The 11,799-nt window shown below is 70.6% G+C and carries 13 protein-coding genes; 7 read left to right on the top strand and 6 right to left on the bottom strand.

Features of this window, described 5'->3' with window-relative positions; translation table 11 throughout:
- Positions 1–136: 136 nt before the first annotated feature.
- From GEV28_RS39520 to GEV28_RS39505, 4 genes are all read right to left on the bottom strand, one after another.
- Entirely contained in the window at positions 137–442 is a 306-nt protein-coding gene (locus GEV28_RS39520; RefSeq protein WP_291419035.1) for an isoamylase early set domain-containing protein, read from the bottom strand.
- A gap of 89 nt (positions 443–531) precedes the next feature.
- Positions 532–1,761 carry a HAMP domain-containing sensor histidine kinase gene (locus GEV28_RS39515; protein ID WP_291419033.1) on the bottom strand — a complete coding sequence of 410 codons (1,230 nt, stop codon included), beginning with the start codon at positions 1,759–1,761 and terminating at the stop codon, positions 532–534.
- A gap of 59 nt (positions 1,762–1,820) precedes the next feature.
- Positions 1,821–2,510: a two-component system response regulator CseB gene (cseB, locus tag GEV28_RS39510; protein ID WP_291419031.1), complete on the bottom strand. Its 690-nt coding sequence runs from the start codon at positions 2,508–2,510 to the stop codon at positions 1,821–1,823.
- A 5-nt stretch (positions 2,511–2,515) separates the two neighbouring features.
- Positions 2,516–3,106, bottom strand: a complete 591-nt coding sequence (locus GEV28_RS39505) for a hypothetical protein (RefSeq protein ID WP_291419029.1) — start codon at positions 3,104–3,106, stop codon at positions 2,516–2,518.
- Positions 3,107–3,257: 151 nt separating this feature from the next.
- Here GEV28_RS39505 and GEV28_RS39500 point away from each other — a divergent pair, with 151 nt between their 5' ends.
- The 6 genes from GEV28_RS39500 to GEV28_RS39475 all read left to right on the top strand — a co-directional run bounded on the left by GEV28_RS39500 (position 3,258) and on the right by GEV28_RS39475 (position 7,311).
- The gene (locus GEV28_RS39500; RefSeq protein WP_291419027.1) at positions 3,258–3,701 is read left to right on the top strand and encodes a polysaccharide deacetylase family protein; all 444 of its coding nucleotides are present in this window, start codon (positions 3,258–3,260) and stop codon (positions 3,699–3,701) included.
- An 8-nt stretch (positions 3,702–3,709) separates the two neighbouring features.
- Positions 3,710–4,987: an LCP family protein gene (locus tag GEV28_RS39495; RefSeq protein ID WP_291419025.1), complete on the top strand. Its 1,278-nt coding sequence runs from the start codon at positions 3,710–3,712 to the stop codon at positions 4,985–4,987.
- Complete coding sequence (locus GEV28_RS39490) at positions 4,977–5,342, top strand: DUF6542 domain-containing protein (RefSeq protein ID WP_291419024.1); 366 nt, start codon at positions 4,977–4,979, stop codon at positions 5,340–5,342. Before GEV28_RS39495 ends, GEV28_RS39490 begins: the two co-directional genes overlap by 11 nt.
- Positions 5,343–5,413: 71 nt before the next feature.
- Complete coding sequence (locus tag GEV28_RS39485; protein ID WP_291419022.1) at positions 5,414–5,866, top strand: MarR family winged helix-turn-helix transcriptional regulator; 453 nt, start codon at positions 5,414–5,416, stop codon at positions 5,864–5,866.
- A 12-nt stretch (positions 5,867–5,878) separates the two neighbouring features.
- On the top strand, positions 5,879–6,298 hold the full coding sequence (locus GEV28_RS39480; RefSeq protein ID WP_291419037.1) for an organic hydroperoxide resistance protein: 420 nt from the start codon (positions 5,879–5,881) through the stop codon (positions 6,296–6,298).
- Entirely contained in the window at positions 6,298–7,311 is a 1,014-nt protein-coding gene (locus GEV28_RS39475; RefSeq protein WP_291419020.1) for an NADP-dependent oxidoreductase, read from the top strand. The genes GEV28_RS39480 and GEV28_RS39475 overlap by 1 nt, the downstream gene beginning before the upstream one ends.
- Positions 7,312–7,798: 487 nt before the next feature.
- On the opposite strand, the gene leuS is transcribed toward GEV28_RS39475, so the two are convergent.
- The gene (gene leuS / locus GEV28_RS39470; protein WP_291419018.1) at positions 7,799–10,315 is read right to left on the bottom strand and encodes a leucine--tRNA ligase; all 2,517 of its coding nucleotides are present in this window, start codon (positions 10,313–10,315) and stop codon (positions 7,799–7,801) included.
- 240 nt (positions 10,316–10,555) lie between these two features.
- Between leuS and GEV28_RS39465 the strand changes: the two genes are divergently transcribed.
- Entirely contained in the window at positions 10,556–10,867 is a 312-nt protein-coding gene (locus GEV28_RS39465) for a hypothetical protein (protein WP_291419016.1), read from the top strand.
- A gap of 530 nt (positions 10,868–11,397) precedes the next feature.
- Here the strand turns inward: GEV28_RS39465 and GEV28_RS39460 are convergent.
- Positions 11,398–11,592, bottom strand: a complete 195-nt coding sequence (locus GEV28_RS39460) for a hypothetical protein (RefSeq protein ID WP_291419014.1) — start codon at positions 11,590–11,592, stop codon at positions 11,398–11,400.
- Between the last annotated feature and the right edge of the window lie 207 nt (positions 11,593–11,799).

Raw genomic sequence — 11,799 nt, 5'->3', positions numbered from 1 at the left:
GCTGCCGCTCATCCAAGTGCGGCAGGATCGTCCCGAACTTCGCCGCCAGGACCTGCTCATCGATCTCCACGACCATGGCCATACCAGAACCATGACAGAACAATCACGACATGTACAAGTTAATTTGAGACAATTCCTAACGGGCACGGCGGGTTGCGGATACCCGGAAAACGCTGTCCTCCCCGATCTGGCGCACCTCGGGGTGCTCGGTCTCGTTGCACCAGTGCCCGCCCTCGCCGAGGTAGCGGAACCGCACGTCGGCGCCCTCCGGCACGGTGACAGCCACCGAGCGGGTCCCGTTGCTGCGCGGCCGCAGCTCGTGCTCGCCGGGCCGCCAGCCGTTGAAGTCGCCGACCACGCTGACCCGGCCCAGCGGGGTGTCGGGGCGCAGCACGAAGGTGAGGCGGACGCGGCCGGCGCGGTCGCGGTCGATCCGAAGCATGGCTGTTCAGAGTCCTTTCGCCGTCGGGAGATCGCGCCAAGGATGGCGGAAGCCGGCCGCGCCCGCGATTCGGGCGCGCTGTCGGGTGATCAAGCAGGACGGTCCGGCAGCTCCAACGTCACCTGCGCGCCACCGTCCTCGGCGTTGGCCAACACCAGGCGCGCGTCGAGCACCTTCGCCTGTGCCAGCGCGATCGTGAGGCCGAGCCCGTGCCCGCCGCCGCGGTCGCTGCTCTCCGTGCGGAACCGGCTCGGCCCGTCGCGCAGCAGGTCGACGGAGAAGCCGGGACCGTGGTCGCGCACCCGCAGCGTCAGCCCGTCGATCTCCACCGACACCGGCGGCGCCCCGTGCCGGTCGGCGTTCTGCAGCAGGTTCACCAGCACCCGCTCCAGCCGGCGCGGGTCGGTGCGCACCGGCTGCTGGGCCAGCACCCGCACCTCGGCCTCGGGGCTCACCGACGCGGCGCGGCGGCTCACGAAGTCACCCAGCGAGAGCTCCACCGGCTCGGCCCGCTCGGTGGCCGTGTCCAGCCGGGCGACCTCGATGATGTCCTCGACCAGCGCGCGCAGCACCCGCACCCGGTCCCGGACGAGCTCGGCCGGGCGCGAGGCGGGGAGCAGCTCCGCGGCGGTGACGAGGCCGGTGACCGGGGTACGCAGCTCGTGCGCGATGTCGGCGGTGACCCGCTGCTCGGCGACCAGCCGCGCCTGCAGGGCAGCGGCCATCGCGTCGACCGCTTGTGCCAGCTCGGTCGTCTCGTCCCTCGGCCGGGTGCCGATCGTGTCGCCCACCCGGGTGTTGGCGTCACCGTCGGCAACGCGACGCGCGGCGACCGCTGCCCGGCGTAAGCGTTTGGACAGCCTGCCACCGAGCACCACGCCCAGCACGGATCCCAGCCCCAGCACCGCGAGCGAGCCGATGATCAGCACGTTGTCCAGCTGGGCGAGCGCCTCGTCGCGGTCGCTGTAGGGGCTGCGCAGCGACAGCACCCGGCCGCCCGTCTCGGCCGCCGCCCAGATCCACGCGCCGTCCCCGCCGCGCTCCAGGTAGGTCGCCCGCTTGCCGCCACGCACCGCCGCCCGCAGCCGCGCCGGCACGTCCGGCGAGTCCAGCTTGCTGCCGAGCGCGGCCCGCCCGGTGAGCCCGTAGTCGCGGACCACGAGCTGGATCCGCTCGTCCTGCACCCGGCGCGCGTCGGCGAGCTGCACGCGGCTGAACTCGCTGCGCACCAACAGGCTCAGCGCCACCGCGAGCAGCACGCTGACGACCGCGATCACCGCCGACAGCCGCCACCGCAGGCTCTGCGGGAACAGCCTCACGGGCTGCCTCGCGAGCGAGCGTGCGAGCGAGTCAGTGTCACAGGGCGACCGCGAGCGGCTCAACCGAGCCTGCGAGGGGGAGTCGTGAGCTTGTAGCCGAACCCGCGCACGGTCTCGATCAGGTCCTGGCCGATCTTCGTGCGCAGCCGCTGCACATGGACGTCGACCACCCGCGAGTCGCCGCCCCACTGGTAGTCCCACACCTGCTCGAGCAACACGTCCCGGGTGAGCACGGTGCCCGGCGAGTCCACGAAGCACAGCAGCAGCCGCAGCTCCGTCGGGGTCAGCTCGACCGGCCGACCGGCGAGCCGCACCTCCAGCGCGTCCCGGTCGACCTCCAGCTCGCCGAACGCCTTGACCGCGCCGTCGGGCCGCGGGAGCGGCGCGGCCCGGCCCATCCGGCGCACGACGGCGCGGATGCGGGCGACGAGCACGGTGCTGTCGAACGGTTTGGTGACGTAGTCGTCCGCGCCGGCCTCGAGCCCGAGCACCACGTCGATCGGGTCGGCCCTGGCCGACATCATGATCACCGGGGTCGACCCCTCCTCGCGGATCTGCCGGCACAGGCTCACGCCGTTCATGCCGGGCAGCATCAGGTCGAGCAGCGCCACGTCGGGCCGGTCGGCGCGGAAGCTGGTGAGCCCCGCGAGCCCGTCGCCGGCCACGGTCACCGCGAAGCCGTGCCGTTCGAGGGCGAGCTGGGTGGCCTCCCGGATGACCGCGTCGTCCTCGACGAGCAGCACGCGCATCGCGGTCACCTCGTGGTCTCGACGAGCGCGGCGCCGTTCCACCGGTACAGCGTGAGCCGCTGGTCGGTGGGGCAGCACGGGTCGTCGCGGGGCAGGTAGCGGCTGTGCACGACGGTGAGGTCGCGGCCGTCGCCGGTGTTGAGCACGAGCTCCAGCCCGGACTCCTCGACGCCGAGGAGCCTGGTCGGTGGGTCGGTGGCGAGGTTGTAGACGTAGCCGGCGTACCCGCCGAACGCCGGGCTGCTCAGATAGGCGCCGGACTCCTTCTGCCGCACCTCCTTGGCCGGGCAGGACAAGACGGTGATCACGAGCTCCGCCCGGCCGTCCCCGGTGAGGTCGGCGTAGCGCTCCTCGACCGGGTACTGGCCGTACGCGCACGGCACGAGCGTGGACTTGACCTTGGCGTTCATCGCCGGGTCGGCGCGCAGCACGGCGACGCCGTCGGTGGACACCGGGGTGCCGCTGGGCAGCGTCGGCGCGCTCGGCGGCGGCGAGACCTGGCTGGCCCCGCCCTCGACCTCGACGCCGCCCTGGGTCGCGCAGCCGGTGACGCCCAGCAGCACGAGACCGCACAACGCGGCGACTGCTCGACGCATCGGGCCACCTTCCTCTCGCCGCCCAGCAGACCACGCCGCCGCCGGTTCGGCCACCGGTCCGCGAACCGCTGTTACGTGGCCGCGGCACAGCCGCCGGGTGGCTGTTACACGACCGTCGGCGGGCGGGCGCATTGCGTCCATAGCGTCGCTGATGACGGGGTCTCGCGATCTTTCGGGGGTGGTCATGCTCGACCGGCGCCACCTGGCCGCGGCGGTGCTTCTGCTGCTGGTCGGCGCGACGGTGGTGGTCGCCACCGACCGCGAGGAGCCGGGGCGCCCGCAGGGAGTCGGGCGTACCGGTGCGCGGCCCGCCACCGTGATCTACAAGGTCGAGACGCACGACCCGGTGGTGTTCCTCACCGACGACGGCGCGGTGCGCGACCCGGCGATGATCGATGTGCTGCGGGACAACAAGTTCCCGCCGACGATGTTCCTCACCCGGACCGACGCCGACCCGGCGTTCTTCCGGCGGCTGCGCGACGAGACCCGCGGCGCGATCGAGAACGACACCGCCACCCACCCGAACCTGCTCGGCCGCGGGCGAGGCCGGCACGACGGCCTGCGGCCCGCACTGCTGACGGACTACCTGGGATGAGGGCGCCGATGTCGGGACGCCGCGCGTTGGTGTGGGCCGGCCGGTCGGTGGTCGGGCTGACCTCGGTGGCCGTGCTGGGGGCGATCGGCTTCGGCTGGTTCACCTACCGCACGGCGGTCGACGGGATCGTGACCGACGACGTCATCGAGGCCGCGCCGGCCGCGCCGGGGGCCACGTCCACCCCGGACCTGCCGCGCACCGCGATGACGATCCTCCTGGTGGGGCTGGACAGCCGGACCGACGCGCAGGGCAACCCGCTGCCGCAGGAGGTGCTGGACGCGCTGCGCGCCGGCGAGGCCACCAGTGAGCAGAACACCGACACGATGATGGTGGTGCACGTGCCGGCCGACCCGGCGAAGCAGGCGTTCGCCGTGTCGCTTCCCCGGGACTCCTATGTGGACATCGCGGGCGGGTTCGGTACGCACAAGCTGAACTCGGCGTACGCGCGGGCGAAGGCGGCCAAGGCGTCGGAGCTTCGCTCGTCCGGCGCCGACGAGTCCACTGTGGAGCGTGAGTCGACGACGGCGGGCCGCAAGAACCTGATCGCCACCGTGTCCGAACTGACCGGCCTGCACGTCTACCACTACGCAGAGATCAACCTGTTCGGCTTCAGCGAGATCACCAAGGCGGTCGGCGGGGTGCCCGTGTGCCTGACCGAGCCGGTCGACGACTCGTACTCCGGGGCACACTTCCCGGCCGGGCCGCAGGTGCTGAAGGGGGTGGACGCGCTGAAGTTCGTGCGCCAGCGGCACGGCCTGCCCGGCGGCGATCTCGACCGGGTGCGCCGGCAGCAGGCGTTCCTCGCCGGGCTCGCGAACCGGCTGTTCAGCGCCGGCACGCTGGCCGACCCGGCGCGACTGACCTCGCTCGTCGAGGCGCTCTCCAAGGCCGTGGTGCTGGACAAGAACTGGGACCTGCTCGCATTCGCCCAGCAGGTGGCGGGGCTCACCGGGGACCGGATCGAGTTCTCGACCATCCCCACGATCCGGCCCGACCTGGCCACGCCGTACGACGGCAGCGCGGTGGAGGTCGACCCGGCGCAGGTCCGGGCGTTCGTCCAGGACCTGCTGCACGGCGCCCCGGCGGGTACCGGCACCGACCGGCCGCCGGACCCGGGCAAGGCCGACCAGCCGGCCAGGACGCCGCCCGGCCTGTCGCCGGGCAGGTCCGGGCAGGTCGAGATCCGGGTGAAGCCGGGCACCACCGCGCCGATGGGCCACATGGCGTCGACGGGCCAGACCGCGGACCAGCCGATCGACGCGGGCGGGGTGCCCTGTGTCAACTGAGTCCTCCACCTCGACCGGCGCCCGCGGGCGGCGGCTGCCGTGGTGGGCGGCCGGCCTCGGCGCCGTCGTGGCGGCGGCCGCGGGCGGGTTCCTGGGCGGCGGCTACTTCCCCGGTGCGATCGTGACCGGGTGCGTACTCGCCGCATTGCTCGCCGAACCGGCGGCGTTCTTCACCGTGCTGGCCCAACCGCCACTGATCACCGCGGCGGTGATGACCGTCGCGGTGCTGCTCGGAAAGCCGCTGCTGACCGCGGTGGTCGAACTGTCGGAGACATTCCCGTACCTGCTCGCGACCATGGCGGCGGTGGTCCTGATCGTCGCATCCCGCGCTTTCCGTGTCCGCATCCACTCCTGAGTTATCTGGCCCACAATTCAGTTGTGCGCAACTGATCTGGGGTAGCGTCGGGGTCGATGGAGGTGGGACCGATGGCCAGTGGGCTCGAGCTCGACCGGCAGGTGTGCTTCGCGCTCTACGCCGCGTCCCGGGCGGTCACGCAGCTCTACCGGCCGCTGCTCGACGCGCTCGGTCTCACCTACCCGCAGTACCTGGTGATGCTCGTGCTCTGGGAACACGGGCCGACCACCGTCAAGGCGCTCGGCACCGCGCTCGACCTCGACTCCGGCACGCTCTCGCCGCTGCTCAAGCGGCTCGAAGCGGCCGGGCTGGTCGGTCGGCGCCGCCGCGCCGACGACGAACGTTCGGTCGAGGTGCGGCTCACCGATGCCGGCACCACACTGCGAGAGCGGGCGACGACCGTGCCGCGCAAGATCGCCGGGGCCACCGGCATGCGGGCGGCGGAGCTGGAGATCTTGCGGCGCGACCTCACCAGGTTGACCGAGTCGGTCGGCACGCGGCGGCTGACCCCGGACATACCTTAGAAGGAGACGATCATCGTGCAAACGTTGTACGTGGCCAAGGCGACCTCGACCGGATCAGGGCGCGACGGGCACGTCCAGTCCTCCGACGACGTGCTGGCCCACGACCTCAGCGTGCCGAAGGAGATGGGTGGCGCCGGTGGCGCCGGCACCAACCCCGAGCAGCTGTTCGCCGCCGGGTACGCGGCCTGCTTCCACAGCGCGCTGCAGCTGGTCGCCCGCCGGGAGAAGGTCCGCGTCCGCGGCTCGTCGGTCACCGCCGAGGTCGGCATCGGACCGGTCGGCGAGGGCTTCGGGCTCGCCGTCACGCTGGTCGTCGACCTGCCGGACGTCGAGCAGGAGACCGCGCGCAAGCTCGTGGACGCCGCACACCAGGTGTGCCCGTACTCCAACGCCACCCGCGGCAACATCGACGTCGACCTGCGGGTCGCCTGATGCCGACGACGACGCGCGAGATCCACCTCGCCGCCCGTCCCGTCGGCTGGCCCGAGCCGACCGACTTCGCGCTCGTGCCGACCGAGCTGCCCGACCCGGCCGGCGGCCAGCTGGTCGTGCGCAACCTGTTCATGTCGGTCGACCCGTACATGCGGCCGAAGATGAACGACGTCAAGTCGTATACCCCGCCCTACGAGCTGGGCAAGCCGCTCTACGGCGGGGCCGTCGGCGAGGTCGTCGAGTCCCGTGTGGACGGTTTCGTGCCGGGTGACCTCGTGCTGCACGGACTCGGCTGGCGCGAGCACGCGCTGCTGGACGCCTCCGGCGCGCGCAAGCTCGAGCAGATCGCCGGCGTGGCGGTGTCGCACTACCTCGGCGCGCTGGGCTCGACCGGGCTGACCGCGTACGTCGGGCTGCTCGACATGGCCGAGTTCCGGGCCGGCGACACGGTGTTCGTGTCCGGCGCGGCCGGCGCGGTCGGCACCATGGCCGGGCAGATCGCCCGGCTGCGCGGCGCCAAGCGGGTGATCGGCAGCGCGGGCTCGGCCGAGAAGGTCGCGCACCTGACGGAGAAGCTCGGCTTCGACGCGGCGTTCAACTACCGCGACGGCCACCTGTTCCGCCAGCTCGCCGACGCGGCGCCGGACGGCATCGAGGTGTACTTCGACAACGTCGGCGGCGACCACCTCGAGGCCGCGATCGGCGTGCTCAACGTGCGGGGGCGAGTGGCGATGTGCGGGTCGGTCTCGCAGTACAACGCCACCGAGCCGCCGCCAGGGCCGCGCAACCTCAGCCTGGCCGTCGGCAAGCGGCTGAGCCTGCGCGGGTTCATCGTGACCGACCACTACGCCCGGTTCCCGGACATGATCCGCGAGGTGGGCGGCTGGCTCCGGAACGGCGACCTGGTCGTCGCGGAGACCATTGTGGACGGTGGGCTCGACAAGGCGGTGGACGCGTTCCTGGGTATGCTGCGCGGGGACAACACCGGCAAGGCGGTCGTCCGCCTGAGCTGAGCTCCGGGCCCCCGCCCCAGGTTCCGGCGAATCGCGAGTCCCCCGTTCCGGACAGCCGAGTCCCCCGTTCCGGACTCCGCGCACGTCCGGACGGCGGGACTCGCGGGTTCCGAGCGTTGGACTCGCGGGTCGTGCCGTCACCGCAGCCAGCTCAATCCGGTCCGACCGGGTCCTCGACGCGCTGGAGCAACTGCGCCAAGCTGGGCAAAAACACCGCCGGATGCCGGCGGTACGACCTAAACCATCGCGTGGATCAGCTGCTTAGAATTCGACGCGGATCTCCAGCAGGCAAGCACTCCAGGCGCTACTAGCAGCCCAGCGGCCCGGTGGCTCCACCCCCGCCGAGAGCGTGATGACCCTGGCCGCACTCGCGCGTAGCTCCGACGCCTTCGCCATGCAAGGCGGCCGGCACGAGGCACTCGTTCAGGCCGCCGACGCCGCATCCCGACTGCTCCGGTAGCGGTCGGGGTTCCGTCAGCGTGACCAGTCACTGCTTTCGCGGAACGATATTGACCAGCCCCGGTGCCCTGACGATGACCTTCTGGATCTCCGCGCCATGCAGCGCCTGATGAACCTTCTCCGATCGCAGCGCCAACTCACGCAGTTCAGCGTCCGCGATGGCCGGCGCCACCTCCAGCCGATCCCGTACCTTGCCTGCCACTTGTACCACGCAGGTGATGGTCTCCTGCGCTACGAGCGCGGGGTCGGCCTGTGGCCACCCGTGCTCAGTCACCGATGCCTGCCCGCCCAACCGTTCCCAGGCTTCCTCGGCGGTGAACGGAGCGAAACAGGACAGCATGCGCGCCAACGCTTCGGCTCCTTCGCGCACGGCCGGGTCTGCTGCGCCTGGGCCGCTGTCGATGGCCTTGCGCAGTGTGGAGGTCAGCTCCATCATCCGGGCGACAGCGACGTTGAGCCGCTTGGTCTCCATCAGCCTGGTGGTCTCGTCGATCAGCCGGTGCACCCGCTGGCGAACGGTCAGATCACCGGCGTCGACGGGTTGACCGAGACTGTCGGGCGCGACGTCGCGGGTTAGCCGCCAGACCCGCGCGAGCCACTTGACCGAACCGGTGGGCGAGACGTCGGCCCAGTCGATGTCCTCCTCGGGTGGGCCGGCGAAGACCATGGTGACGCGGACTGCGTCCGGCCCGTAGAGGGCGAGCTGCTCCTGCAGGTTGACCAGGTTGCCCAGGCTCTTGCTCATCGAGCGGCCGGCCATGATGACCTGGCCCTGGTTGGTCAGGTGGGTGAACGGCTCAACGAAGTGGACCAAGCCCATGTCGTACAGGACCTTCGTGATGAACCGGGCGTACATGAGGTGGCCGGTGGCGTGTTCCTTGCCGCCGACGTACTCGTCGACCGGAAGCCAGCGCCGGATCCCGTCCGGATCGAACGGCCCGTCGGTGTAGTCGGGGTTCGGGTAGCGCAGGAAGTACCAGGACGAGTCGACGAAAGTGTCCATCGTGTCGGTGTCACGCTGCGCGTCGCCACCGCAGGACGGGCAGGCCACGCGGACCCAGTCGATAGCGCTGGCCAGCGGCGACTTCCCGCCCTCGGGACGCAGTTGGTAGCCCGTCTCGGGAAGGCGGACCGGCAGTTGGTCGTCCGGAACGGGTACTTCGCCACAAGACGGGCAGTGAATGATCGGGATGGGTGTGCCCCAGTACCGCTGCCGGGACAGCAGCCAGTCCCGCAGTCGGTAGGCCACAGCTGCCTCACCGGCGCCGCACTGCGCCAGTTCGGCGGTGATGGCCGCGATCGCCTCGTCCTTGCGTTGACCGTTGAACTGTCCAGAATTGACCAGCACACCGTCACCGGATGTGGCGATCCCGGCGTCGTCGGGGTCCGGCTCACCAGTGTCGACGACCACGACCACCTGCAGGCCCATGGCCCGGGCGAAGTCCAGGTCACGCTGGTCGTGTGCGGGCACCGCCATGATCGCGCCCGTGCCGTAGCCGGACAGCACGTAGTCCGCTGCGTAGATCGGGATCTTTTCCCCGTTGACCGGGTTGATCGCGTTCCGGTTCAGCGCGACGCCGGTCTTGGGCCGGTCAGCCGTCAGACGCTCGATGTCGGTCTCGGTACGCACCTTCTGTCGGTAGGCCTCGAACTCGGCACGCTGCTCGGGTGCGCACAGTTCCTCAGCCAACGGCGCGTCAGCCGCGACCACGAAGAACGTCGCGCCGAACAGCGTGTCCGGCCGGGTGCTGAACACCCGAACGGGCTCATCCCGGCCTTCGATCTGGAACTCGATGTGGGCGCCCTCCGAACGGCCGATCCAGTTCCGCTGCATGGTCAGAATCTCGTCGGGCCACTTGCCCTCGAGTTGCGCCATGTCGTCCAGCATCCGCTGCGCGTACTGGGTGGTTCGGAAGAACCACTGGGTCAGCTCGCGCTGGACGACCTCGGATCCACACCGCTCACAACGCCCCTGGATCACCTGTTCGTTGGCCAGCACCGTGTTGTCGACCGGGCACCAGTTGACCGGAGCTGACTTGCGGTATGCCAGCCCCTTCTCGAACATGCGCAGGAACAGCCACTGGTTCCACCGGTAGTAGGCCGGGTCTGACGTGTGCAGGCGGGTCCGCCAGTCGAACGACACTCCCAGCCGGCCGAACGACTCGGCCTGCACATCGATGTTGCCGTAGGTCCAATCACGCGGGTCGAGGTCACGCTTCAGCGCGGCGTTCTCCGCCGGCAGGCCGAACGAGTCCCACCCAATCGGGTTCAGGACGTTGTGGCCACGCAGCCGGATGAACCGCGCGACAGCATCACTGATCGCGTACACCTCACCGTGACCCATGTGCAGGTCACCCGACGGGTACGGGTACATGCTGACCACATATCGGCGTGGCCGATCATCACCTTCATCCTTGGTGAGGCCGCTCGCCTCGAACACCCGCCGCTGCTGCCACACCCGCGTCCACTTCTCGACGATCGAATGCGGGTCGTACCCGTCGGGGGCGGTGTGCCCATCGTGGGCGGTGTTCTCCTGCACGTGCATCTTCTACCTCATCGCAGAACGCGGGGGCTATGTCTTCCAACAGGCGGAGCGGGCACCGGTCGGCTCGACGGCGTCGGAGGACGAGACCGCCATCGGGGGTGTTCCCTCCGTCCTGCTCCATACCCTGACATGTCACCGGCACAACGGGAGTCCGCCGCGCTGACTGTGCCGGCTTATGCCCAGGTCAGCGCGGCCTGGTAAGGAGCAGGCCTACGACGGTCGTCACGGGGCCATCGTAGCGTGCACACACAGCGACACAGATTCAGTATTGCTTGCGCCGCCCTCGACCCCGTCCCGACCACGCCGTTCGCCGCCTCCTGCTGTGTCGACAACCAGGTCGCGGGTTGCGTAGCGGGTCCTCGGCTCGAGAACGCCCGCCAGCTGTGGAACCGGCTGGACCGGCCGGGCTGGGACCGCTTCGGGCTCACCGTCACCCCCGACACCAACATCCTCTGGTACGACCAGCCCGACGGCGAACACCGCTGGGCGTGCTCGACCCCGACACCGCATGTCGGGTACTGGACCAAGGCGGACCCCGCGCAGCGCCGGTGACCCAGGCCCGGGCGACCTGGTCAGGTGTCGGTGCGGTGGGTCCGTGTGGCTGGAACCTCGGGACTTTGGCCCACGCGCCGTTGATGTTGTCGCGGCGGATCACATGCACGTGCGCGCCATCGACGTCGCAGCCCAGGAAGCGGTTGTCCGGCAACAGATGCAAGTCGCTGCGTCGCAGCCCAGTCCTCTCGCTGCGACGCAGCCCGGCTCGGGACAGCAGTAGGACGATCAACCGGTCCCGCGTCGACCGGCAGGCCGCGAACAGGGCGACGATCTCCTCGTCGCTGGCCCGGTCCACCGCTGTCTCGGGCTCCTGCAGGCGGTGGATGTCGGTCGCCGCCGTAGTCCAGTCGCGGCTGTTGCGCACGCACCAGCGGAAGAACAACGCGATCCCGCCCGCAGATGCCTTGCATCTGCACCCTGAACGCTCGCACTGTGCACCTCCGCACCCTCTTGATCAACAAGGAGCCACAGAGCTACACCCCCAGAGAACCGTTGCGCGACCTCCCACGGGGGCGGCCAACGCAACATCACCCGACAGACTGGCGAACCCCGGAGAAGGTGCCGTGGCTGGCGCGCACCAGGAACGCCGTGGAGCCGCAGAACGGGCAGGTTCCCCGGAGCTGGCCTTCACCGCCGGGACACAACGCGGCGTGCCGGCCGACGAGTTCCGCGATGCCTTGCGGGCCAGGCGGCTCGGAGGCATGCGGGGCGGTGCGGACCATGACCCGCACCCTAACCGGCGACGGCGTCCGTGGACGCGCGACCCTCAGCCTTGTATTGGGGCGATTAGCGACCCGTCGCCGTCATGGATCAGCAACACTCCCCACGGCGGGCACGTCCGTGCGCGGGGGTTCGTCGCGACACCGGCCGGAACCCCGGTCAGCTCTGTCCTGCCGCGTGGTGCGCTAGTGCGTCGTGCGCGGTTTCGG

This window comes from Actinophytocola sp., assembly GCF_009379765.1.
Classification (GTDB): Bacteria; Actinomycetota; Actinomycetes; order Mycobacteriales; family Pseudonocardiaceae; genus Actinophytocola.
This window is presented reverse-complemented; position numbering and strand designations above follow the sequence as displayed.